Origin of the sequence: Gordonia sp. 852002-50816_SCH5313054-c, from assembly GCF_001665925.1 — a bacterium.
GTDB classification, from domain to species: domain Bacteria; phylum Actinomycetota; class Actinomycetes; order Mycobacteriales; family Mycobacteriaceae; genus Gordonia; species Gordonia jacobaea.
Map to the genome: position 1 here is coordinate 48,490 of NZ_LZTE01000061.1, position 23,168 is coordinate 71,657.

Consider the following 23,168-nt stretch of genomic DNA (forward strand, 5'->3'; position numbering starts at 1 on the left):
GCTCACTGTGTAGCTGCCGCGGCGAGCGCGATCTCCCAGTGGGTTTCGGTCCGCGCCTCACCGGGCCCGACGACGTCGCGAAAGACGATCCGGCCGTCACGTCCGACGAGAAATGTCCCGCGCTGGGCGAAGCCACGGCTCTCGTCGAACACCCCGTAGCTGCGCGCGACCTCACCGTGCGGCCAGAAGTCGGAGAGAATCGGGAAGAGGAAACCCTGCGCCGACGACCACACCTTGTGTGTGGGCGGCGGTCCGATCGAAACAGCAACTGTCGCAACCTCATCGTTGATGAACCGATGGTAGTGGTCGCGAATGAAACCAAGCTCTCCCTGACATGTTCCAGTGAAGGCGAGCGGAAAGAACACGATGAGCACCTGACGCTCTTCGAGCAACCGCGAGAGGCTCACCCGCTGATTGTTCTGATCACGCAGCTCGAAGTCGGGTGCGACGTCGCCGACTGACAACACGGCCTGCGGCTGGGTTGGAACAACATCGGTCGTCGCCACATCGGTGGCGCGAGCAACCGAATCGACCTCGGAGGTCGAGTCGTCGCTCATGCCCGCTTTCCGGACCGCGCCTTCGGCTGCACCAGGCGTGAACCCGACCATTCACCCAAACTCACGACGTTGGTCTGTGTGAGCCCGGCCGTCGGAGCGGCCTCGGCGATCTCACTGGGATCGACATACCCGGGGTTGCCGGTCTTGGGTGACACGACCCAGACGTATCCGTCGTCGGCGAGCGGTGTGATGGCGTCCATGAGGCGATCGACGAGATCACCGTCGTCGTCGCGCCACCACAGCCATACGACGTCGACCACGTCGATCGCGTCCTCGTCGAGCATCTCGGCGTCGATCGCGTCCTCGATGTCGGCGCGCAGATTGTCGTCGGTGTCCTCGTCCCAACCGAGTTCCTGCACCATCATTCCGGGCGCGAACCCGAGTTTCTGGGCGTTGCTGCCCTCGGAGCCACTGCCCCCGCTGCCCTCGGAGCCATTGCTCCCTGTGGCGGCTACCACCGCGTGTCGACCTCCTACCGGTACGTTTTCAGATTTCATCGCTTCTCAGCTTACGAGACAGCGTAGTGGACCTCAGTGCAACACGAGGACACTCCGCGCGCCAACTAGCGACACGAACTCCGACACCAGCCGAACGGAGGACATCACCCAAACCAGGGATGGGCCAAACGGAGGACCAGGCCATCATCCTGCACCCGTCAGCCCGTCGGCCGCGGCGACGATGTGGCCGGTGCCGACGGGCCAGGTGCCGATGAGCCAGGGCTCGACTGCGGCGCCGCGGTCGCCGATGTCGCGGGAGGCGTTGGAAGGTAGGCGCGGCAGACGTCGAGCACCGTTCGCCTGTCACCCGTCCAGCGGGTCGACGCTGTGTTCAACTCGGCGGTCTGCCGGCGGCCGATCACATCGCCCAGCGCGCTGCTGCTGGTCACGAATGATGCGACGACGGTCCCGAGGTCACTGGGAACCTCGGCTGTCTGTTTGGGCTTGACCATGTCGGTGCCCGCGATCATCGCGGCTCGGGCTTTGTCTCCAAGGTCGCCAACCTTGTCGTAGGACTGCACCTCGTTGAGCCGCGCGACGAACGCGTTGTACCCGCGCAGCATCACGACCATCGACTTCGTCGACGCCTCGCAGAGTTCCGCTCCGGCCCTCAGCGACTGCGCCTGACGGGACGTCGACACATCAGATCGATAGGCCGCAGCCTCTCCCGGTGCGGGACTTGCGCTACCCCCGACTGCGGAACAGCCCTGCAGCGTGAACGTCGTGAGTGCCGCAGCGAGCAGCATCAGACGCGTGCCCGTTGCACGGCAGCGCAGTCCTCTTGTCATGTCTCCCCCACGGCTGTTTCCCCGACGGCCGTTGCCCATATCTGGCACCAAACACCGAAACGCTACCGCAGGCGGGATCGACGATCCCGGGCAAGACCGTCCAGACCGGTGCCAAGCGACGTGACATGGGGCACGATATGGATGGACGACGGAGTCCACACACCAACGCGACCCGTCGCCGAATTGTCGTCATGCCGGGCACCACCGTGCCCAGGCCAAACGAGGGAGTGGGCATCACCGTGACCGAACAGGCAGCCAGCACCAACACCGGAAACACCGACGTTGGAAGCGGGACCGCAGACGCGTCGAAAAATACTGCCGCGTCGAATCAGGTCGGCAGCCAGCAGAGCCAGCGAGTACGCGTCATCCGTGAGGGCGTGGCGTCGTATCTGCCCGACATCGATCCGGAGGAGACCAGCGAGTGGCTCGAGTCCTTCGACAAGCTCGTGGAATCCGAAGGGCCCCAACGCGCTCGGTATCTGATGCTGCGTCTCCTCGAGCGCGCGGGCGAGAAGCGGGTCGCCATCCCATCGCTGACCTCGACCGACTACGTCAACACGATCTCCACCGAGGGTGAGCCGTGGTTCCCCGGCGACGAGGACGTCGAACGTCGGTTCCGCAACTTCCTCCGCTGGAACGCCGCGATCATGGTTCACCGGGCGCAGCGGCCCGGCGTCGGCGTCGGCGGGCACATCTCCACCTATGCGTCATCGGCAGCGCTCTACGAGGTCGGCTTCAACCACTTCTTCCGCGGCACCGATCACTCGGGCGGCGGCGACCAGATCTTCATCCAGGGCCACGCGTCTCCCGGAATCTATGCGCGCGCATTCCTCGAAGGTCGGATCAGCGCCGACCGCATGGACGGGTTCCGTCAGGAACACAGCCACGCAGGCGAGGGCGGCGGCCTGCCCTCATACCCGCATCCGCGGTTGATGCCGGAGTTCTGGCAGTTCCCGACGGTCTCGATGGGCCTCGGCCCGATGAATGCGATCTACCAGGCGCGATTCAACCACTACCTGCATGACCGGGGTATCAAGGACACCTCCGACCAGCACGTGTGGGCGTTCCTCGGCGACGGCGAGATGGACGAGACGGAGTCACGCGGATTCGCCAGCTTCGCCGCAACCGAGGCTCTCGACAACCTGACCTTTGTCATCAACTGCAACCTGCAGCGTCTCGACGGACCGGTCCGCGGCAACGGAAAGATCATCCAAGAACTCGAGTCGTTCTTCCGTGGGGCCGGGTGGAACGTCATCAAGGTGATCTGGGGTCGCGAGTGGGATGCCCTCCTGCATGCCGACCGCGACGGCGCGCTGGTCAACCTCATGAACACCACGCCAGACGGCGACTTCCAGACCTACAAGGCCAACGACGGCGCCTTCGTTCGCGAGCACTTCTTCAATCGCGATCCGCGCACCAAGGAACTCGTCAAGGACATGTCCGACGCGGAGATCTGGCGCCTCCGCCGCGGCGGTCACGACTACCGCAAGATCCACGCGGCCTATGCCGCAGCGCTCGCCCACAAGGGTCAGCCGACGGTGATCCTCGCGCACACCATCAAGGGCTACACCCTCGGCAAGCACTTCGAAGGTCGCAACGCGACGCACCAGATGAAGAAGCTGACCCTCGACGACCTCAAGGCGTTCCGCGATTCCGTGCGCATCCCGGTCAGCGACGCCGAACTCGAGAAGGATCCCTACCTGCCGCCCTACTACCACCCGGGGATGGATGCGCCGGAGATCCAGTACATGCTCGATCGTCGCAAGCAGCTCGGCGGCTTCCTCCCGGCCCGCAGCTCGGCGTCGAAAGCACTCAAACCCGATCTCAGTGGCGCGATCAAAGCGACGGCAAAGGGGTCGGGCAAACAGCAGGTCGCGACGACGATGGCACTGGTGCGCGTCTTCAAAGAACTGTTGCGCGACAAGGAGGTCGGCAAGCGGATCGTGCCGATCATCCCCGACGAGGCGCGCACATTCGGCATGGACTCCTGGTTCCCGACCCTCAAGATCTACAACCGCAACGGGCAGCTCTACACCTCGGTCGACGCCGAGTTGATGCTCGCCTACAAAGAGAGCGCGCAGGGACAAATCCTCCACGAGGGCATCAACGAAGCCGGATCGGCCGCTTCGTTCACTGCGGTCGGGACGTCGTACGCCACCCATGGCGAGCCGATGATTCCGCTCTACATCTTCTATTCGATGTTCGGCTTCCAGCGCACCGGCGACAGCTTCTGGGCTGCGGCCGACCAGATGGCACGCGGCTTCGTCATCGGCGCGACCGCCGGCCGCACCACGCTGACCGGTGAAGGTCTCCAGCACGCCGACGGCCACTCGCCGCTGCTCGCGGCAACCAATCCCGCTGTCGTGTCCTACGACCCCGCGTTCGCTTACGAGCTCGCGCACATCGTCCAGGACGGGCTGCGTCGCATGTACGGCGACGAGCCGGAGAACATCTACTACTACCTCACCGTGTACAACGAGCCGATCAGCCAGCCCGCGCAGCCGGAAAACCTCGACGTCGCGGGCCTGCTCAAGGGCATGTACCTCTACCAGCAGGCGCCGTCGGACAAGCAGCTCTACGCCAACATCCTCGTCTCCGGCGTGACGATGCCCGACGCGTTGAAGGCCGCGGCGATACTCGCCGACGACTGGGGCGTCGGAGCGAACGTCTACTCGGTCACCTCGTGGGGCGAGCTGGCTCGTGACGGGATCTCGTTCGACCGCGCCGCCGTGCGCGAACCGGGCGTGACACACCCCGAGCCCTATCTGACCGAGGTACTCGCGCAGACCGTCGGCCCGTCGATCGCGGTCAGCGACTACATGCGCGGCGTCCAGGAACAGATCCGCGCATATGTGCCGGGGACCTATCTGACGCTCGGCACAGACGGTTTCGGATTCTCCGACACCCGTCCCGCTGCACGCCGGGTGTTCAACGTCGACGCCGAGTCGATCGTCGTCGCAACCCTGGTCGGCTTGGCGCGCGACGGGAACATCCCGTTCACCACGGCGGCTCAGGCGGCGGAGAAGTATCGGATCACCGACGTCAACGCCGCCGAGGTGTCCTACGCCGATACCGGCAGCGCGTAGGAACGTCGGGCCAGCGTAGTCTCAGGGTCGTCGTCTCAGGGTCCTCTCCTCGGGTCCGCCCGATAGTCGGACCCTGAGCCCATCGAGCCCGACTACATTGAGGGTGTGTCCGAGCCCAACATGACGCCCCCGCCCGTCGATGTCTTCGGCGCGCGGGGCGCTCATGTGCCCGCACCGGCAACCGTTCACGACGCACTGCCCGACACACTGTTGCGCCGCGTCAAGCAGTACAGCGGCCGACTGGCGACCGAGGCCGTGCATTCGATGGCCGATCAGCTGCCGTACTTCTCCGACCTCGACGCCGCACAGCGCGCGAGCGTGCAGTTGGTCGTCCAGACCGCCGTCGTGAACTTCGTGGAGTGGATTCAAGACCCCGAGGGCAACGTCAAGTTCACCGTTCAGGCGTTCCAGGTGGTTCCCCAAGACCTCGCACGACGCATCTCGCTGCTTCAGACGGTCGAGATGGTTCGCGTCGCCATGGAGTTCTTCGAGAAGTGGCTGCCGTTGCTCGCGCGCAACGACACACAACTACGTGCCCTGACCGAATCGGTGCTGCGCTACGGCCGTGAGATCGGATTCGCCGCGGCGTCGATCTACGCGTCGGCCGCGGAATCGCGCGGAGCCTGGGATTCGCGCCTTGAAGCGCTCGTCGTCGACGCCGTGGTCCGCGGCGACAGCGGACCTCAGTTGATGTCGCGCGCGGCAGCCCTGAACTGGGACTCGGATGCGCCTGCGACCGTGATTATCGGAGCGCCCCCGCCGGAACAGAACGTGTCGGTGCCGCTCGCCATCCACAACACGGCCAAACAGCACGACCGCGCCGCACTGTCGGTCGTGCAGGGGTCGATGCTGGTGGCCATCGTCAGCGGACCGATCGCGACGAGCGACGCCTTCAGCGGCGCGCTCCTCGATCACTTCGCCGACGCCCCGGTCGTCATAGGACCGACAATGCCCAATCTGACCGCCGCCCACGCGAGCGCCAACGAGGCAATGGCCGCGATGGCCGCCGTCGACGGCTGGCCGAACGCCCCGCGTCCGGTACACAGCGTCGAATTACTCCCGGAGCGCGCGCTGAATGGAGATCCGTCGGCGACCACGGCACTCATCGATACCCTCGTTCGGCCACTCGCCAAGGGCGGGCCCACGTTGGCGACGACCCTCGAGACCTATCTCGACACCGGCGGCTCCGTGGAGGCGTGCGCACGCGAACTGTTCATTCATCCAAATACTGTTCGCTATCGCCTCAAGAAGGTCGCCGAATTGACCGGACGTGATCCAACACACTCCCGAGATGGCTATGTCCTACGAATCGCCGCCACAGTAGGACGTTTGACACACTTCAAGAACGAATCATCGTCACGAGCCACATGAGAAACATCGTTAACAAGACCTCCGTACCGTTTTCGCAGGCAGACGCGTTTTGGGCACATTTGTGTAACGAATCTCAGAGTGGTGACGATGGGGTAGCCACTGAGGTCACCATTGTGGGAACTCCACAAAAACTCTCGTGAAGGTTCATCGACCTCAACACCCACAAATTCACGCCAGAGGGTGTTCTCTGGTCACGTGCTTTCCTTGCTAGCGCCCGGACAGGGCTCACAGACACCCGGCATGCTCGCTCCTTGGCTAGAGCTTCCCGGCGCGCGTGACCAGCTGGCCATCTGGTCCAAACTCGCGGGACTCGACCTCGAACGGCTCGGGACGACCGCAACTGCCGACGAGATTACCGACACCGCGGTCACCCAGCCGCTCGTCGTGGCGAGTGCGCTTCTGGCGTTCAACGAGTACGCCAAGAACCACGAGCTACCCGACGATGCTGTCGTCGCGGGCCACTCCGTCGGCGAGCTCACCGCGGCAGCCATCACCGGTGTGATCACCTTCGACGAGGCCGTTACGCTCGCCGCCGTGCGCGGCGCCCAGATGGCCAAGGCATGCTCGCTGCAGCCGACCACGATGGCCGCCGTCCTCGGAGGCGACGAGCAGGAAGTCCTCGCACGTCTCGACGAGCTCGATCTGGTCCCGGCGAACCGCAACGCCGTCGGCCAGATCGTCGCAGCCGGTGACGTCGCAGCGATCGACGAACTCATCGCCAATCCGCCCGAGAAGGCACGCACCCGCAAACTGGCTGTCGCGGGCGCCTTCCACACGCGCTTCATGGCACCGGCTCGCGACGCCGTCGCGCAGGCGGCCGCGTCGATCACCCCCGCCGACCCCACGCGCACGTTGCTGTCCAACTCCGACGGCCAGCCCGTCACGACGGGCACAGAAGCCCTGAGCAAACTCGTCGAGCAGGTCACCTCACCTGTCCGCTGGGATCTCTGCTCGGCCTACATGCGCGACGCGGGCACCGACAGCATCATCGAGCTGACGCCGGCCGGAACGCTGGTCGGGATCGCCAAACGCGAACTCAAGGGCGTCGGTTCGGTGGCGCTCAAGGTCCCCGCCGACATCGAAAAGATCTGACCGAGAAAACCTGACCGAGAAGGTCGACAAGCTTGGATAGCGGTCGCGCTCATCCGCGACCCCCGGAAACCGGATGAACCGGTTGTCCAAACATCAGTGGCCACGCGCCAGCGATGTTCCGGAGTTCACATTCACAAGCACAACGAAGGGAACCACACAGTGGCTGCCACCCAGGAACAACTCATCGCCGGCATCGCCGAGATCATCGAAGAGGTCACCGGCATCGAGCCGTCCGAGGTGACCATGGAGAAGTCGTTCGTCGACGATCTCGACATCGACTCGCTGTCGATGGTGGAAATCGCCGTGCAGACCGAGGACAAGTACGGCGTGAAGATCCCCGACGAGGACCTCGCGGGCCTGCGTACCGTCGGCGACGCCGTCTCGTACATCCAGAAGCTCGAAGCAGAGAACCCCGAGGCTGCGGCCGCGATCCAGGCACAGGTCGCGTCCGATCAGAAAGCCGGCTCGTGACCTCATCGCTCCGCGATTACTCCACGCTGGGGGGCAACTTCCCCAGCGTGGTGGTCACGTCGATGGTTGCTTCGACATCGCTCGGTGAGGACCTCGATTCGACCTGGAAGGGTCTTCTCGCAGGCGAAACCGGCATTCGTGAGCTGACCGACGACTTCGTCACGAAGTACGGTGAGCTCCCCTGCCGCGTCGGTGGCCGCATGGTCAAGGACCCCGCGGAAGAGGTGACCCGGATCGAGGCACGCCGCATGGCGTACGTCGAGCGCGTCGCCCACGTCATGAGCAAGCGCCTCTGGGCGCAGGCGGGCGAGCCCGAGGTCGATCCCGACCGGTTGGCCGTTGTGATCGGCACCGGACAGGGTGGCGGTGACGCGATGGTCGACGCCGTCAAGGCGATCGAACAGTCCGGCAACTACCGCAAGGTGTCGCCGCTGGCCGTCTCGATGGCCATGCCGAACGGTCCCGCGGCGGTCGTCGGACTCAACATCGGTGCCCGTGCGGGCGTCATCACCCCGGTCTCGGCGTGCTCGTCGGGTGCTGAGGCGATCGCCCACGCATGGCGTCACATCGTGCTCGGCGAGGCCGACATGGTGGTTGCCGGCGGCGTCGAAGGACACATCGATGCGATCCCGATCGCGGCGTTCTCGATGATGCGCGCGATGAGCACCCGCAACGACGACCCGGCAGGCGCTTCGCGCCCGTTCGACAAGGATCGCGACGGCTTCGTCTTCGGTGAGGCCGCAGCCATGCTGATCATCGAACGCGAAGAGCACGCCAAAGCACGCGGTGCGCATATCCACGCGCGCATCCTCGGTGCGGGTATCACGTCGGATGGCTTCCATCTGGTCGCACCTGATCCGAGTGGTCAGGGCAACGCGCGGGCGATGACCCGCGCTATCCAGACGGCGGGCCTGCAGCCCTCCGACATCACCCACATCAACGCTCACGCCACCTCGACCCCCATCGGCGACACCGCCGAGGCAGCGGGTATCGCGGCGGCGATCGGCAATCACGCCGCCATCTACGCGCCCAAGTCCGCTCTCGGTCACTCGATCGGCGCGGTCGGTGCGCTCGAGTCGGTGCTGACCATCAAGAGCGTCGAAGAAGGCGTGATCCCGCCGACGCTGAATCTGGAGAACCTCGACCCCGAGTGCGGCGACATCGACGTCGTGCACGGCGAGTCGCGGTATGGGCAGATCGATTACGCCCTGAACAACTCGTTCGGATTCGGTGGACACAACGTGGCATTGGCCATCGGTCGCTACTGAGTAGCACCCCGACCGGTCAGTGCTACTGACCGCGACGTCGACGTCTCCGATGTATCACCTGACACCGGATGGTCGACGTCGCGGTCGGCGCCACCACACCTCCCCAACTCGCAACGCAGCAGTAGGAGACAGCGATGACCACACTGGCCCCCATCACCGGCCACGAGGACGCGGTCGATCCCCGCGATCCGATGCTGCGACTGACCAACTTCTTCGATGAGGGCGCCCTCACGCTCCTCCACCCGCGTGACTCCTCGGGTGTGCAGGCTGCGATCGGACTCGTTCAAGGCGTGCGCACCGTCGCCTACTGCACCGACGGGACCGTCATGGGCGGCGCGATGGGCATCGTCGGGTGCGCACACATCGTCAACGCCATCGACACCGCGATCGCCGAGCAGGCCCCGGTCGTCGGAATCTGGCACTCGGGCGGAGCTCGCCTCGCCGAAGGTGTCGAAGCACTACACGCCGTCGGCGGAGTGTTCGAGGCGATGGTGAGGGCCTCCGGCTACATCCCGCAGATCTCCGTGGTCGTCGGCTTCGCGGCAGGCGGCGCGGCATACGGGCCCGCACTGACCGACGTCGTGATCATGGCCCCCGCCGGACGTGTCTTCGTGACCGGTCCCGACGTCGTCCGCAGCGTGACCGGCGAGTCCGTCGACATGGAGTCGCTCGGCGGACCGCACACCCACGGCAAGAAGTCCGGCGTCAGCCACATCACCGCCGACTCCGAACCCGACGCGTATTGGCGCGCACGACGACTCGTCTCGACGTTCGGCAAACAGGGCCACTTCAACCGAGAGCAGGCAGAAGCAGGCGACTCCGACCTGCAGGCCCTGCTACCCGAATCTCCACGACGCGCCTACGACGTCCACCCCATCGTCGCGAAACTCCTCGACACACAACTCGCCGCCGACGGTGAGACCGAAGTGTCGAGTTTCGAAGAGCTGCAAGCGAAGTGGGCTCCCAACATCGTCATCGGCTTCGGCCGACTCTCCGGCCGCAGCGTCGGCGTCGTCGCCAACAACCCACTGCGCATGGGTGGCTGCCTGAACTCCGAAAGCGCCGAGAAGGCCGCGCGTTTCGTGCGCCTCTGCGACGCCTTCGGCATCCCACTCATCGTCATCACCGACGTCCCCGGCTACCTGCCCGGCGTCGACCAGGAGTGGAACGGCGTTGTTCGACGCGGCGCAAAACTGTTGCACGCCTTCGCCGAATGCACCGTGCCCCGCGTGACCCTGGTGACCCGCAAGATCTACGGCGGCGCCTACATCGCGATGAACTCACGCTCACTCGGCGCGACCGCCGTATTCGCCTGGCCCGGCTCCGAAGTCGCCGTCATGGGCGCCAAAGCCGCCGTCGGCATCCTCCACAAGAAAGCACTCGCCGCCGCGCCAGACGACGAACGCGACGCACTCCACGAGCGCCTCGCCGTCGAACACGAACAGATCGCGGGCGGACTCGACCGGGCACAATCGATCGGCGTCGTCGACGAGGTCATCGACCCCGCCAAAACCCGCAGCATCATCGCCGAAGCACTCGCGTCCGCCCCCGCGCGGCGCGGGAGGCATAAGAACATACCTTTGTGATTGGCGGCGACTCCGTCGCCGCTGGTTGTCGGGCCTTAGTCCCCGGTCTTCCCTCCTCGTCGCATCGGTCGCTTCGCTCCCTCGCTCCTCGTCAGTCCAGACCGGGGTCGGCCCGACAACGCTGGCTACCGCATCGGTCGCTTCGCTCCCTCGCTCCGTCGTGTGCCCGAATCAACGCGTACCGGTCGCTACGCTCCCTCGCTCCTCGTCAGTCCAGACCGGGGTCGGCCCGACAACTTTGCGGGCCGCATCGGTCGCTACCGCTCCCTCGCTCACCTACGCGATTCGGCCCCGGCAGTACTCTGCCGGGGCCGAATCAGTGTGTCGGGTCGGTGATCGGAGGTTGGTCACCAACTCCGATGTGGTTCAACCGACGCGTTGCGTCAGCCAGGTCACCTCGGCGCCCGCGCCGCCCATGCGGTACGCCTCGAGAGCGCCGTCCCATGCGGTACCGAGCGCAGCTTCGAGCTCGCCCGCGAGCCCAGCGCTGTCCGGCTGGGCCTCGATCAGCGAGCGCAGTTGCATCTCGCCGATGATCACGTCGCCGTTGGCGCTCGTCGATCCGCGCCACAAGCCAAGTCCCGGAACATAACTGAACCGCTCGCCGTCGACGCCCTCGCTGGCATTCTCGGTCACCTCGAAGCGCAGCGACGACCACTCGCGCAGCGCATTCGCCAGCCGCGCAGCAGTACCTACCGGACCCGTCCAGTCAACGGTTGCCCGTTGCATGCCGGGTTCGGCATCCTGCGCGGACCACTTCAGGTTGGCCCGCGCATTAAGGGTCGACGACAGAGCCCACTCCACATGCGGGCACAGCGCAGCCTGCGCTGAGTGGATGTACACCACTCCGGTCGTCATGTCCGCAAACTGATTCAGGTTGCGCACCTTGTTCACCTCCGTTGTCGACGAGGAACGTCTTCCCCAACACACCTCGCGACAGCGGATATCACACTCGTGTTGTTTATTGTGCCTGATGTTGTACGTGTTGCGCTAGTTTCCGAAGGTGATTGGTGTGAATTACTGATTCACCGGCCCGCCCGTTGTCAATCGTCCGCGACGAGAGTGTCGACGACGGCGTCGTTGAACTCGGTCCACAGCGGCTTCGCCCAGGCTCCGAACGGCCGGTCCGTCAACACGACGCAGGCCGCGGCGAGCTCCGGATCGACCCAGAGATAGGTTCCCGACTGTCCGAAGTGCCCGAACGTCGACGGCGAGTTACGTGTTCCCGTCCAATGCGGCGACTTGTGCGAGCGGATCTCGAATCCGAGGCCCCAATCGTTCGGCTTGTGCTTGCCGTAGCCGGGCACGAAGCCGTCGATACCCGGAAACCACACCGAATGCGCCGAGTCGGCGAGGTCCGACGAGAGCAGGCGTGGTTGCAGTAGTTCGGCAGCGAAAACGGCAAGATCGTCGACGCTCGATCGTGCTCCGTGGCCGGCAGGTCCGTCGAGCGTCGTCGACGAGAGTCCCAGTGGCGCACAGACTCCCTCGGCGAGGTAGTCGGCGAATGCAATCTCCGTTGCGGCCTCGACGGTCTCGGCAAGCACCTCGAACCCGGCGCTCGAGTAAATCCGCTTCTCCCCCACCGGCGCCTCGACCTCTCGCTTGTCGAAGGCGAGTCCCGACGCGTGCGCGAGGAGATGAGCGATGGTCGCACCGGGCGGCCCGGCCGGGTCGTCGAGTTCGACGGCGCCCTCCTCGACCGCAACGAGAACCGCCTCGGCCACCAGGAGTTTGGTGACCGAGGCGAGCTCGTAGATGCGGGCGGTGTCCCCGTGTGCGACGACCCCCTCGGGAGTGACGATTGCCGCGGCGACATTGTCGACCGGCCAGGAATCGAGGGCCTCGAGAACACTCACGGGGACCTACGTTACCGGTAGACGACGATCAGTGATCCTCGTCGGTGTAGCGGATGACTCCGCGAATGTTCTTGCCGTCGAGCATGTCCTGGTAGCCCTGGTTGATCTGATCAAGCCGGTACTGCCGGGTGATCATGTCGTCGATGTTGAGTTTGCCGATCTTGTACATCGAAAGCAGTTGCGGGATATCGAGCTTGGGGTTCGCACCGCCAAAGATGCTGCCCTGCAGGTTCTTCTGCAACAGGGTGAGCATCGACAGATTGAGCGTCACCTCGGTGTCGAGCATGTTGCCCATGCCGGTCAGCACGCAGGTGCCCGCCTTGGCGGTGATGCCCATCCAACTGTCGACATCCTTGCCGTGTACCTCTCCGACCGTCACGATGACCTTGCGGCACATCGCTCCGTGTGTGGTCTCGGCAATCGCTCCCGCAGCCTCGTCGATCGACGCAAACGCTGCCGTCGCACCGAATTTCAGTGCTTGCTCACGCTTCCACTCGACCGGGTCGATCGCGAAGATGTTGCGCGCTCCCGCGATCACCGCACCCTGCAGTGCCGCGGTTCCGACGCCGCCGACACCGACGATCGCGACGTCTTCGCCCGGTCGGACATCGCCACTACGCGTCGACGACCCGTAGCCGGTGGGAATGCCACAACCGACGAGAGCCGCCACCTCGAATGGGATGTCGTTGTCGATCTTCACCACCGATGCCTCATGCACCACCATGTACGGCGAGAAGGTACCGAGCAGCGTCATCGGATAGACGTTCTCACCCTTCGCGGTGTGAATACGGAAGGTGTGGTCCGACACCGCTTCTCCCTGGAGGAGCAGCGCGCCGAGGTCGCACAGGTTCGCCAGCCCCGACCGACACGACGGACACTTGCCGCAGGACGGGATGAAGGACAGGACCACGTGGTCGCCGACCTCGAAATCGGTGACACCCTCGCCGAGTTCCTCGATGACACCCGCACCCTCGTGACCGCCGAGAATCGGGAAGCCGCCCAGCGGGATACCACCGGTCATCAGGTGATGGTCGGAGTGGCACATCCCGGCGGCTTCCATCCGGATCTTGATCTCGTGCGCCCTGGGCTCGCCGATCTCAATTTCTTCGATCTCCCACGGCGAGTTCAGTTCTCGCAGCAACGCACCCTTGGTCTTCATTCATGTCCTCCGCTTGTTGTCGTACACGCGCAGCGTGCCGTTGGTGCCGGCACGGCCTGGCGTCCCTACTGAGACGATAGTCACTTTTCGTCGGAAATGGAACGTGTTCTACTTTTGTGGCGAGATCAGTTGGCCAGACCCTCGTCTTTGCTGCCGTAGCTCTCGCGCAGACGCGGCTTGACGACCTTGCCACCCGCGTTGCGAGGTAGTTCTTCGACGAGAACGATGTCCTTGGGCTGCTTGAACCGCGCCAGGTTCTCGTCGAGGTACGGCCCCATCTCCTCGAGGGTGAGGTCGGCGCCGTCGACCGTCACCACCACGGCGACCGGCACCTCACCCCACTTGGGATCGGCCCGTCCGATCACAGCCGCCTCGGCAATCCTCGGGTGGCCGTAGAGGACGTTCTCGACCTCGGCGCAATAGATGTTCTCGCCGCCCGAGATGATCATGTCCTTCGCCCGGTCGACCACGTAGAGGAAACCCTCGTCGTCGCGACGCACGAGGTCGCCGGAGTGGAACCAGCCCCCGCGGAACGCATCCTGTGTGCCCTGCGGGTTCTGCCAATACCCGAGCATCATGTTCGACCCGCGGTACACGATCTCCCCGACCTCGCCGTCGGCGACGTCGTTCATCATCGGGTCGACGACGCGCGCGGTGACCGCCGAAACCACCTTGCCGATCGACCCGATCTTGCGCAGCGCGTCGGCGCCGTCGAGAACGCAAGTGATGGGCGACATTTCGGTCTGTCCGAAAACCGCGACGTTGAGCGCGTCGGGAAACGTCTCGTTCATCGCGTTCAGCACGGTGTCCGAGGCGGGTTCCGCACCCCAACTGATCACGCGGAACTTCACGTCGCGTGGTTGTGCCTGCTGCGCCGCGCAAACCGCCTGCCACTGGGCGGGCACCAGGAAGATCGACGTGATGGCCTCGCGTTCGCACATGTCGAGCATCTGGTCGGGGTCGAACGCGCCGAGCGGATGGATGACCGACGTCGCGCCCATGTAGAACAGCGGCGCCATCGCTCCGATACCGGCGATGTGGAACATCGGCGCAACACCGGCACCGATGTCGTCACGGCTGGTGTGCAGCGCCTGCAGGCAGGTGAGTGCCTGCGACTGCATGTTCGTGTGAGTCAGCATGGCGCCCTTGGGTTTTCCCGTGGTGCCCGACGTGTACATGATCAGCGCGACGGTCTCTTCCGGAATGTCGATCTCCGGGAGGTCGGACGCGTCTTCGGCGATGAGATCGGCGTAGTCGATGTGGGCGGTGTTGTCGGAGCCGCCCACCACGATCACCTGATCGACGTCTCCTGTTGCGGCGACAACCGCGTCGGCGAGTGGGGCGAGCAACGTCTCGGTGACGATCGTTCGCGCACCGCTGTCGGTCACCAGGTAGGCGACCTCGGCGGGACTCATCCGCACGTTCACCGGCACCGGGATGGCACCAATGATGTTGGCCCCCAGGATCGCTTCGACGTATTCGGTGCGGTTAAGCAGGATCATCAGCACCCTGTCGCCGAAACCGACGCCGCGACGACTCAGCGCCGCCGCGAACGCAGTGGTGCGCTCGTCGAGTTGCTTCCACGTCGTCGTCTCACCCAGGAACTTGAGCGCGGGAGCGTCTGGCTGCATCAGCGCATGCCTGCGGACCTGGTTGTTCCAGTGGTTGCGGCGAGACCGCAGCGGTTCTGTGTTGAGGTCTTGGCCCGAGGCGACGGTCGCGGTCATGGAACTCTCCTTGGATTTCTCGACGTTGGTTCGCAACGTCACTGTCGGCGTGCGGTGGTGAATGCGGCTATGGCCGCGTGGAATTCATCAGATTGCAGCAGTCGAGTCTGTCCACTGGTCTCCCGTTCGAGGGCCGACTCGAATCCCGCGAGCGTGTTGGCGTCGAGCGCGGCTTTCGCCAGACGCAACGCCTGCGTCGAACTCTGCGCGAATCGCTTGGCGACACCGGCGATCTCGGCGTCGAGCGCGGTTCTGTCGTCGACGAGTCCGCTGATCAGGCCGGCGTCGAATGCTTCTGGCGCAGGCAACTTTTCACCGAGAAGGACCAGCCGGTTGGCGCGCGCCCGACCGATCGCGGCCGACACCGTCGCGGTCGCGCCGCCGTCGGGCATGAGTCCGATGTTGGTGAATGCCAGAAGAAAGTAGGAACGTCGGGTGGCGAAGATGAGGTCGGAGGCGAACGCCAGCGATGCACCGATCCCGACCGCGGCGCCGTCGACGGACGCGACAACCGGGACTTCGACAGAGCGCACGGCACGAGCCAACGCCGACCCTCCGCCGATCACGGATGCCGCACTCCGCTCGTCGATGCCGCCGTTCTCCGACGCCCGGGCAGCGATGTCGCGAATATCGGCGCCGGTGCTGAAGTGTCCCCCGGCGCCGTCGATGATCACCGCGCGTATGTCGTCCGCGGAGCATCGGATGGTGAGGAAGTCGATCAGCGCGCTCGAGGCGTCTCCGTTGAGCGCGTTCATCCGTTCCGGACGATCGATCGTGACGCGGGCGATCCCCCGATCGTCGACCTCGGTCCTGATTCCGGTAGCGATCGAGGCGTCAGACCCTGCGCCACCAGTCACCCGACTGTCAGACCCGGTCGCCCGATTGTCAGACACAGCCCACCCCATCGCTCGCCGGTCGCGTGATCATGCCGCCACCATACATGCCGATGAGATGTAGACCACAGGAATCGCGATTAACTTAGCTAACTCGTACGACGCCGCTACCACACGTTTTAGACGATTCATCAATTTGTTCTCTGACAAAGGCGCTCTCGCTCTACTCTGGACCGATGAGCAGTCAGCCCTCGACTGACCACCCTCCGACACACATCGACGGACCGCCACGTCGACGCCCCGCCGACCGCCGAGCGCTGATTCTGCGTACCGCGGCACAGGAGTTCAGCGACCGCGGATACCACGCGGTGCGCCTCGAGGAGATCGCCGACCTCGTGGGCATCTCCGCCCCCGCGCTCTACCGCCACTTCCCGACGAAATACGCACTCTTCGCCGAGGCCACCGGACTGCTCGCCGACGTGCTGGCCGAGGCGCTCGAGACATCGCAGAGCGATCTCGAGTCGGCACTGACCGCTCTCGCACAGTCGGCCATCGACCACCGCAGGACCGGCGGCCTCTACCGCTGGGATCAGCGCTACCTCGACGGCGATGACGCCACGAAGGTGAAAGTCGTTCTAATGGAACAGCATCGGCGAATCCGCGCAGCGCTTCTCGATGCACGGCCGAACATCCCCCGCCCACACGCAGACCTTCTCGTCGCGGCGATGATCAGTGTCGTGGCAAGTCCGACCACACATCGGACCGCCTTGGCAGACCGCGACATTCGCCGACTACTCGTCGCAACCGCGCTCTCACTGGCCGACGTCGCGCCGCTGCTCGCCGTCGACGCCTCGGTCCAGCGCCCGCCGTCCGGGCTGGCGCCGGCGTCGAAACGCGAGCTCATACTCACCGAATCGATTTCGCTCTTCTCCGCACGAGGCTTCCGAGAGGTCACGATCGACGAGATCGCCGCTGCCGCAGGCGTTCCCACATCCGGCGTCTACCGCCACTTCGAGAGCAAGTCCGCGATACTGTCGGCTGCATTCTGGCGAGCGTCCGACCGCGTCAGTGCCGCCACTTCCGACGCACTCGCGGCGTCGACGACCAGCCGCGCAGCGCTCGAGTCGCTCGTTGCCCGCTACGTACGACTCTTCGTGCGCGACACCGCACTTGTGACGGTATACCTGAGCGAGATCGGACACCTGGCCCCGTCGGAGCGCAGTGCGTTGCGACGCCAGCAGCGCGCCAACGTCGACGAGTGGGCCGCGTGGGTCACGCGCGACCGTGGCGACGCGATCAGTCGTGGACAGGCCCGCTTCCTCGTGCACGCGGCACTGAACGCCATCTCGGATCTGCTTCGACTACGCCGCCCACCAACCGCCGAGCAGGTCACCGCGATCGGCTGCGCCATTCTCGAAGGCCCCCAGCAGGGCCCACAGCAGCGCTGACGTGCTGGCTGCCTGATGTCAGACGGTCGCCAGATCGTCGAGCAACCACGTGCCGTTCCGCTTGGCGAGCGTGATCTCGACACGCGATTGGTACGGGATGCCGTCGGGAACCTGCGCGGCGATCTCCGACGACTTCACCGTCTGATCCAAAGCCACGAGGACCACCGCACGGTCGGCAGTCATCGATTCGATCCCCGCACGCTGCGCCTTCGCCGTCGACACTCCCTTGGCGTTCGCGTTGCCCTTGCGCGCATCCTGCGACGACGCGATGTAGGTCTTACCGAACTCCGGGGTGGATATCTGCGTGATTCGACGATCGAGATCGCCGTAGTCGGCGGGATCGTAGGTGGTCAGCTCGACGGCGTAGCGACGCGCGGTGTCGAGGACCGTTGTGCGATCGGCATCCGACGGTCCGGCGTCGGACACTCGGCGATCTGCCTGCGCGTACAGGTACGCGAGAACTCCGGTCGAGATCGCGAGAACCACCACGAGCGCTGCCAGCACTCCGACGAGTACCCGTCCACGAACCGGTCGCTTCACTCGTCCGGCGGCCTCCTCTGCATCGGCTCGCGCGCCGCCGGTCTTCGTGGTGTCGAGTTTGCGCGGCACCCGGTCGGCGGCCTCGGCGCGCAACTGCTCACGCCTACTGCGATTCGCCGCGAGGAACTCATCGCCGTCGAGCGGCGAAACGTCGGCGCCCGACGTGCGCGCCACGTCGGTCTGCACGCCGTCGTCGGACGGGATACGCGATTTGGGCATGGCAACCAATCTAGCCATCGAATGTGTGGTCCAGACCACGGCCCGACATATCACATATATGATCTTGGCCAGGTCGCCTACAGGCTTCGCCAATCGAGAGGACAGCAGTGAACTTCACTGAAGAACAGCGCGCATTCGCAACGTCGGTCGCCGATTTCTGCCAGCGCGAGGTCGGGACCCGCGACCAGCGCAATCGCTACACCAAGGACGGGACGGAGCTGCACTCGCGCGAGCTCTACCAGAAGATGGCCGACCTCGGCTGGGCCGGCATCATGCTGCCCGAAACCTACGGCGGGTCGGGCGCGGGCAACGTCGAGATGTGCATCCTGCTCGAAGAAGCGATGCGTGGCATGGCACCCATCGGCGGGATCGGCCCCACCTTCATCACCGCCCTGGCCTACAACCGGTTCGCCGACGACCAGCTCAAGAAGGAAGTCCTGACCGGCGTCGTCAACGGTGACGCGCTCTCGATCTCGATGTCAGAGCCCGAGGCGGGTTCCGACGTCGCCAACCTCACCTGCCGTGCCGAGAAGGTCGACGGCGGGTGGGTCATCAACGGACAGAAGACCTGGTGCTCCAATGCGCACTTCGCGCGATCGATCTTGCTGATTGCCCGTACGTCGACCACCGGCAAGAAGCACGAGGGAATCACGCAGTTCCACATCCCCGCCAACACACCGGGTTTGGAGATCAAGGGCATCGACACGCTCGGCGGTCGCGAGGTCAACGATCTCTACTTCACAGACTGTCGGGTGCCCGACTCCGCGGTCGTCGGCGAGGTCGGCAATGGCTGGAATCAACTGATGGCCGGACTCAACACCGAGCGACTCATCCTCGCAGCGATGCAACTCGGTGTGGCCGAGCGCTCATTCGCCGACACCCTGGCGTTCATCACCGAGCGCAAACAGTTCGGACGTCCCATCGGGTCGTTCCAGGTTCTGCGGCATCGCATGGCCGATCTCGCGACCGAGATCGAGTGCACCAAGCAACTCGTCTATTCGGTGGCTCAACTCGCGGACGACAACCCCACAAAACTCTTCCCCCGCGAGGCGTCGATGGCGAAACTCAAAGCCACCGAAACCTCCAAGCGCATGACCATCGATGCCATGCAGATGATGGGCGGCTACGGCTACGCAACGGAATTCGACGCCGAGCGCTTGATGCGTGGTGCGATCATCTCGACGGTCTACGGTGGCACGAATGAGATCCAGCGCGACATCATCGGCAAGACCTTCGGACTCTGACGGGTCGAGGGCGCCGCGGCGGATTCCTCGGCGCCCTCAACTGTCCGAAGAGGTCGCCGCACACCTGCGACACCGCATCATGACGGCCGACATCAGGCCGGGTGAGTTCATCAGACTCGACGACGTCGCGGCCGAGTTGGGTGTCAGCGTGACCCCCGTGCGCGAGGCGCTGCTGACCCTGCGTGGCGAGGGCATGGTCGACCTCGAGCCGCACCGTGGATACCGTGTGGGCACGCTGGACCGCGTCGACGTCGACGACCTGTTCTGGTTGCAGGGCGAGATCGCGGTGCGGATCGCGCTGCGCACCGCAGCCGCCGTGACATCCGACGATCTCGACGAATTGCAGTGGTGGACACGACGACTGCGCGCGGCTGTCGCGAGTGGCGACGACGACGGCGTCATCGAGGCCGAGTTCGAATTCCACCGCGCGCACAACGTCATCGCGGGAGGCACGAAGTTGGCATGGTTCCTCCTCGCGGCCACTCGTTACACACCGGCGCGGCTCTATGCCAACGACCCCGAGTGGGGCCACACGGCGGTCGACAGCCATGAACGGCTGGTCGACGCCTACCGGTCGGGCGACATCGACGAGGCAGTGGTGCAGACGCGTCGCCAGTTCATCGATGGCGCAGCACGTTTGACGCACCACCTCGAACAAAGCGGCATCTGGGGTACGACCGACTCAGATCGAACCCAGGTCTGAAGCGACCCACTGCTGCGGCCGCACAACGACTTTCGTTTGTGAACCGTGCTCGGAGGAGGCGAACTCGACGTAGCCCGCGACTTTGTCGGCAGGCAGATACCGCGCGGCCATCTCGGTGAGATCGTCCTTGGTTCCGTCGACGATATCGATCACCGGACCCGACGCCGCGGCGTACGCGATCGTCGGAGACAGCACCTCGGCCATCACCGTGCAGCGCCCCGCAGCACGCAGTAGCGAGATCTTGCGTGACTCCGCACCTGTCAGAAACCACAGGTCGCCGCCGGGACTGTACTGGTACCAGATCGGCACCACCAGAGGCGCGCGGTCGGCACCCGCCTCTATCGAGAGCGCGCCGATGTGCGGCTGCGCGAGAAATGCTTGCCGTTCTTCTTTGTTCATCGCCATGAACCCGAGGCTAGTGATTTCCTTCGCCGAGCGTCGGCACCCAGCTGGGCGGACCAGCACTCAGTGGGCGAGCTTGAGCCCGACCACTGCGACGATGATGAGAAAGATCAAGCCCGCCTTGACAAGTGACGCCGATTCCGCGCCGGTCACCATCGCGTATGTGACTGTCAGCGCGGCACCGATGCCCACCCAGATCGCGTAAGCGGTGCCAGTTGGCAACTCCCGCAACGCATAAGCCAGACCGGCCATCGATCCGATCAGCGCAACGGCAAAAGTAATTGTGGGAACAATTTGGGTGAACCCCTGGGACTTGCCGAGAGCAGTAGCCCAGACAGCTTCCAGCACACCAGAAATGATCAACACGATCCACGACACGAGACGTCGAACCTCCGAGCGCCGTCTTGTCGCTGGCCGGGTACGGCGCGCCTCGTCCGGGTGTCAGCATTGACTATGTCCATACTAGCAAATCGGACACCCGCAAAATTCCCGCCGGGCGGGACGCTACTCCGACGAACCGCCCTTGCCGACTGCGACCACGCCGGCCCCGACGACCACGACCGCCAAGCCGAAGATCGTGTACAGCCATGCGGCGACCCCGCCACCGTAGTTGGCGATGTCGCCGATACCTGCCGCGGCGAAGATGAGTCCCATTGCGATTGCCAGACCGGGAAGGACGTAGAAGAGCGGTGAATGCGCTGACATGGCGTTGACCTCCTCGACAGTTCCGTCGCGCTTCGACGGAAGCTTGGTCGCGATCTACGTTAGAACGAGCACAACGCCGGTGCCAGGGTCTTTGGTCGAATCCCGCGGTGCCGGGGGACAAAAAAGGGGGTTATGGCCCCAAAAACAAGAAAGGCCCGGCGGATACCGGGCCTGACCTGCTCTAACTCTGCTCCCCCAACTGGACTCGAACCAGTAACCGTTCGATTAACAGTCGAATGCTCTGCCAATTGAGCTATGGGGGATTGCTCGTGATCCGGGCGCCGCGAACAGCACCAGAACCGAACGCTGACTCTAGCGTATCGACTCGCGTCAGGACAAAACGACTGGTCACAGGGGTGCCGTGCAGGGCCGCCTCGCCACGCCTCAGGGCGTTTGCGGGTGCTTGAGCGAGGCGAGATGCTCGCTCACCGCGGCGCGGGTCTGATCTCGGGAATCGGTGCCCGCGAGCAGGAGGTGCATGGCGAGGCCATCGATGAGGGCGTGCAGTCGTAGGGCTTCAGCGTCCAGATCGCGATCGCTGTCGACGAGACCATGTTCGCGCAGATCTGAGAGCACCCGCACGCAGAGTGCGCGCAGACCCTCGTGTGCCTCCACCGCCGCAGTCGCCAGGCCGGGATGGGCCACAGACTCCGTCACCATCGCGAGGTTCACATGCATCTCGACGCGCCGATTGTCGTCGAACGGCAGTAGCTCGGCCAGGATGGCATCGGCACGGCGCAGCGGATCGCGGATGCGTGCCCGATCCTGAATCCGTGCCGCGACGCGGTCGTAGATCAACCGCATGGAGAATTCGAGCAACTCCTCCTTGTCGGCGAATACATGACGCAGCGAACCCGCAGAGATGCCCGCCTCGGCGGCAACCTCGCGAATCGAAACGCCAGATACCCCTTCCCGCAACGCAATCCGCCATAGCGCCTCAGCTATTTCGGAGCGCCTCTCGGTGTGGTCGATCAGCTTGGGCATTGACTTATGCTAGCTCACTCGTGTTAGCTAAGCCACTAAGCCTTGGTAGCACACTCGTATCACCTACTCCGACGACTGGAGCACAGCATGGGCGACACACGACGACACGTCTCCCTCGACGTCCTGCGCGGCATCGCAATCCTGGGAACCCTCGGCACGAACATCTGGATCTTCACCAATGTCGACGGCCTGATCGGCTACATCCTGGGCGCCAACGAGGCGTCGGGCACCTGGGGCACCGTGCAGTCCGTGCTGCAGCAGATCACCCAGGGCAAGTTCTTGGGATTGCTCACCATCATGTTCGGCGTCGGGCTCGCCATCCAGCAACGCTCCGCGGCCAGACGCGGGCACAGGTGGCCCGGCAAGTACTACTGGCGCGCCATCCTGCTCTTCATCGACGGCACCGTGAACTACTTCCTCTTCACCGAGTTCGACGTGCTGACGGGATACGCCGTCACCGGGCTCATCGTCGCCTATCTCCTCGCGATGAGCATTCGTCGGCAACGGGTCGCGCTCATCACCGCAGCGGGCATACACGTTGTGCTGCTGACGCTAGTGTCGCGTGTCGTTAATTAGTTTATGGTTCGTGGTTTGAGAGAATTGGCTATGGCGAATTCTGCGGCCCCGGC

At 64.7% G+C, this 23,168-nt stretch carries 22 protein-coding genes, 1 tRNA gene, 1 pseudogene and 1 riboswitch; of the genes and pseudogenes, 10 read left to right on the forward strand and 14 right to left on the reverse strand.

All coding sequences use genetic code 11. The features are described 5' to 3' along the window. Positions 1-2: 2 nt before the first annotated feature. From A5788_RS16050 to A5788_RS16060, 3 genes are all read right to left on the reverse strand, one after another. On the reverse strand, positions 3-557 hold the full coding sequence (locus A5788_RS16050) for a redoxin domain-containing protein (protein ID WP_269449550.1): 555 nt from the start codon (positions 555-557) through the stop codon (positions 3-5). Beyond that, entirely contained in the window at positions 554-1,015 is a 462-nt protein-coding gene (locus A5788_RS16055) for a DUF3052 domain-containing protein (RefSeq protein ID WP_064867975.1), read from the reverse strand. Before A5788_RS16055 ends, A5788_RS16050 begins: the two co-directional genes overlap by 4 nt. Positions 1,016-1,212: 197 nt before the next feature. Further along, positions 1,213-1,842, reverse strand: a complete 630-nt coding sequence (locus A5788_RS16060; protein WP_064867978.1) for a hypothetical protein — start codon at positions 1,840-1,842, stop codon at positions 1,213-1,215. A 191-nt stretch (positions 1,843-2,033) separates the two neighbouring features. Here A5788_RS16060 and aceE point away from each other — a divergent pair, with 191 nt between their 5' ends. The 6 genes from aceE (at position 2,034) to A5788_RS16090 (ending at position 10,716) form a co-directional block, all read left to right on the forward strand. Then, positions 2,034-4,928: a pyruvate dehydrogenase (acetyl-transferring), homodimeric type gene (gene aceE, locus A5788_RS16065; RefSeq protein WP_064867981.1), complete on the forward strand. Its 2,895-nt coding sequence runs from the start codon at positions 2,034-2,036 to the stop codon at positions 4,926-4,928. Between the two features lie 120 nt (positions 4,929-5,048). Then, a complete protein-coding gene (locus A5788_RS16070; RefSeq protein ID WP_197494428.1) occupies positions 5,049-6,299 on the forward strand; it encodes a PucR family transcriptional regulator in 1,251 nt (416 codons plus the stop codon). A 195-nt stretch (positions 6,300-6,494) separates the two neighbouring features. Further along, positions 6,495-7,391, forward strand: a complete 897-nt coding sequence (locus A5788_RS16075) for an ACP S-malonyltransferase (RefSeq protein ID WP_064868037.1) — start codon at positions 6,495-6,497, stop codon at positions 7,389-7,391. Between the two features lie 159 nt (positions 7,392-7,550). Further along, entirely contained in the window at positions 7,551-7,862 is a 312-nt protein-coding gene (acpM, locus tag A5788_RS16080) for a meromycolate extension acyl carrier protein AcpM (RefSeq protein WP_005206424.1), read from the forward strand. Continuing rightward, on the forward strand, positions 7,859-9,130 hold the full coding sequence (locus A5788_RS16085; protein WP_005206423.1) for a KasA/KasB family beta-ketoacyl-ACP synthase: 1,272 nt from the start codon (positions 7,859-7,861) through the stop codon (positions 9,128-9,130). The genes acpM and A5788_RS16085 overlap by 4 nt, the downstream gene beginning before the upstream one ends. 134 nt (positions 9,131-9,264) lie before the next feature. Next, the gene (locus A5788_RS16090; RefSeq protein WP_064867987.1) at positions 9,265-10,716 is read left to right on the forward strand and encodes an acyl-CoA carboxylase subunit beta; all 1,452 of its coding nucleotides are present in this window, start codon (positions 9,265-9,267) and stop codon (positions 10,714-10,716) included. 366 nt (positions 10,717-11,082) lie between these two features. Here the strand turns inward: A5788_RS16090 and A5788_RS16095 are convergent, their stop codons facing one another. The 5 genes from A5788_RS16095 to A5788_RS16115 all read right to left on the reverse strand — a co-directional run bounded on the left by A5788_RS16095 (position 11,083) and on the right by A5788_RS16115 (position 16,276). Next, positions 11,083-11,601 carry a DUF3145 domain-containing protein gene (locus A5788_RS16095; RefSeq protein WP_064868040.1) on the reverse strand — a complete coding sequence of 173 codons (519 nt, stop codon included), beginning with the start codon at positions 11,599-11,601 and terminating at the stop codon, positions 11,083-11,085. A 158-nt stretch (positions 11,602-11,759) separates the two neighbouring features. Beyond that, the gene (locus A5788_RS16100; protein ID WP_064867990.1) at positions 11,760-12,575 is read right to left on the reverse strand and encodes a serine hydrolase domain-containing protein; all 816 of its coding nucleotides are present in this window, start codon (positions 12,573-12,575) and stop codon (positions 11,760-11,762) included. A 28-nt stretch (positions 12,576-12,603) separates the two neighbouring features. Beyond that, the gene (locus A5788_RS16105; RefSeq protein WP_064867993.1) at positions 12,604-13,734 is read right to left on the reverse strand and encodes an NDMA-dependent alcohol dehydrogenase; all 1,131 of its coding nucleotides are present in this window, start codon (positions 13,732-13,734) and stop codon (positions 12,604-12,606) included. Between the two features lie 125 nt (positions 13,735-13,859). Next, entirely contained in the window at positions 13,860-15,461 is a 1,602-nt protein-coding gene (gene fadD5, locus A5788_RS16110) for a fatty-acid--CoA ligase FadD5 (RefSeq protein ID WP_064868043.1), read from the reverse strand. 38 nt (positions 15,462-15,499) lie between these two features. Continuing rightward, on the reverse strand, positions 15,500-16,276 hold the full coding sequence (locus tag A5788_RS16115) for an enoyl-CoA hydratase-related protein (protein WP_442902864.1): 777 nt from the start codon (positions 16,274-16,276) through the stop codon (positions 15,500-15,502). Positions 16,277-16,530: 254 nt separating this feature from the next. Between A5788_RS16115 and A5788_RS16120 the strand changes: the two genes are divergently transcribed. Continuing rightward, positions 16,531-17,742, forward strand: a complete 1,212-nt coding sequence (locus A5788_RS16120) for a TetR/AcrR family transcriptional regulator (protein ID WP_064867999.1) — start codon at positions 16,531-16,533, stop codon at positions 17,740-17,742. Between the two features lie 18 nt (positions 17,743-17,760). Here the strand turns inward: A5788_RS16120 and A5788_RS16125 are convergent, their stop codons facing one another. After that, positions 17,761-18,501, reverse strand: coding sequence for a hypothetical protein (locus A5788_RS16125; protein WP_064868002.1), 741 nt, complete (start codon positions 18,499-18,501; stop codon positions 17,761-17,763). 107 nt (positions 18,502-18,608) lie between these two features. On the opposite strand from A5788_RS16125, the gene A5788_RS16130 reads away from it, so the two are divergent. Next, complete coding sequence (locus tag A5788_RS16130) at positions 18,609-19,745, forward strand: acyl-CoA dehydrogenase family protein (RefSeq protein ID WP_064868005.1); 1,137 nt, start codon at positions 18,609-18,611, stop codon at positions 19,743-19,745. Next, a complete protein-coding gene (locus A5788_RS16135) occupies positions 19,702-20,448 on the forward strand; it encodes a GntR family transcriptional regulator (RefSeq protein ID WP_082937779.1) in 747 nt (248 codons plus the stop codon). The genes A5788_RS16130 and A5788_RS16135 overlap by 44 nt, the downstream gene beginning before the upstream one ends. Here the strand turns inward: A5788_RS16135 and A5788_RS16140 are convergent. The 5 genes from A5788_RS16140 to A5788_RS16160 all read right to left on the reverse strand — a co-directional run bounded on the left by A5788_RS16140 (position 20,428) and on the right by A5788_RS16160 (position 22,539). Continuing rightward, a complete protein-coding gene (locus A5788_RS16140) occupies positions 20,428-20,853 on the reverse strand; it encodes a pyridoxamine 5'-phosphate oxidase family protein (protein WP_064868010.1) in 426 nt (141 codons plus the stop codon). The genes A5788_RS16135 and A5788_RS16140 overlap by 21 nt on opposite strands. A 60-nt stretch (positions 20,854-20,913) precedes the next feature. Then, on the reverse strand, positions 20,914-21,228 hold the full coding sequence (locus A5788_RS16145; RefSeq protein ID WP_049698321.1) for a DMT family transporter: 315 nt from the start codon (positions 21,226-21,228) through the stop codon (positions 20,914-20,916). 15 nt (positions 21,229-21,243) lie between these two features. Next, positions 21,244-21,307: riboswitch (guanidine-III (ykkC-III) riboswitch) on the reverse strand. A 47-nt stretch (positions 21,308-21,354) separates the two neighbouring features. Continuing rightward, positions 21,355-21,555, reverse strand: coding sequence for a hypothetical protein (locus A5788_RS16150; RefSeq protein ID WP_049698322.1), 201 nt, complete (start codon positions 21,553-21,555; stop codon positions 21,355-21,357). A gap of 190 nt (positions 21,556-21,745) precedes the next feature. Continuing rightward, a tRNA-Asn gene (locus tag A5788_RS16155) sits at positions 21,746-21,818 on the reverse strand. Between the two features lie 121 nt (positions 21,819-21,939). Continuing rightward, a complete protein-coding gene (locus tag A5788_RS16160; protein ID WP_064868012.1) occupies positions 21,940-22,539 on the reverse strand; it encodes a TetR/AcrR family transcriptional regulator in 600 nt (199 codons plus the stop codon). Between the two features lie 87 nt (positions 22,540-22,626). On the opposite strand from A5788_RS16160, the pseudogene A5788_RS16165 reads away from it, so the two are divergent. Beyond that, positions 22,627-23,097, forward strand: a pseudogene (locus A5788_RS16165) (DUF418 domain-containing protein); the annotation flags it as partial. Between the last annotated feature and the right edge of the window lie 71 nt (positions 23,098-23,168).

Coding starts and splice junctions, on each gene's coding strand:
- A5788_RS16050 (WP_269449550.1), bottom strand. CDS start 557: ATGAGCGACGACTCGACCTCCGAGGTCGATTCGGTTGCTCGCGCCACC.
- A5788_RS16060 (WP_064867978.1), bottom strand. CDS start 1,842: ATGACAAGAGGACTGCGCTGCCGTGCAACGGGCACGCGTCTGATGCTG.
- aceE (WP_064867981.1), top strand. CDS start 2,034: ATGCCGGGCACCACCGTGCCCAGGCCAAACGAGGGAGTGGGCATCACC.
- A5788_RS16070 (WP_197494428.1), top strand. CDS start 5,049: ATGACGCCCCCGCCCGTCGATGTCTTCGGCGCGCGGGGCGCTCATGTG.
- A5788_RS16090 (WP_064867987.1), top strand. CDS start 9,265: ATGACCACACTGGCCCCCATCACCGGCCACGAGGACGCGGTCGATCCC.
- A5788_RS16105 (WP_064867993.1), bottom strand. CDS start 13,734: ATGAAGACCAAGGGTGCGTTGCTGCGAGAACTGAACTCGCCGTGGGAG.
- fadD5 (WP_064868043.1), bottom strand. CDS start 15,461: ATGACCGCGACCGTCGCCTCGGGCCAAGACCTCAACACAGAACCGCTG.
- A5788_RS16120 (WP_064867999.1), top strand. CDS start 16,531: ATGAGCAGTCAGCCCTCGACTGACCACCCTCCGACACACATCGACGGA.
- A5788_RS16125 (WP_064868002.1), bottom strand. CDS start 18,501: ATGCCCAAATCGCGTATCCCGTCCGACGACGGCGTGCAGACCGACGTG.
- A5788_RS16135 (WP_082937779.1), top strand. CDS start 19,702: ATGAGATCCAGCGCGACATCATCGGCAAGACCTTCGGACTCTGACGGG.
- A5788_RS16140 (WP_064868010.1), bottom strand. CDS start 20,853: ATGGCGATGAACAAAGAAGAACGGCAAGCATTTCTCGCGCAGCCGCAC.
- A5788_RS16150 (WP_049698322.1), bottom strand. CDS start 21,555: ATGTCAGCGCATTCACCGCTCTTCTACGTCCTTCCCGGTCTGGCAATC.
- A5788_RS16160 (WP_064868012.1), bottom strand. CDS start 22,539: ATGCCCAAGCTGATCGACCACACCGAGAGGCGCTCCGAAATAGCTGAG.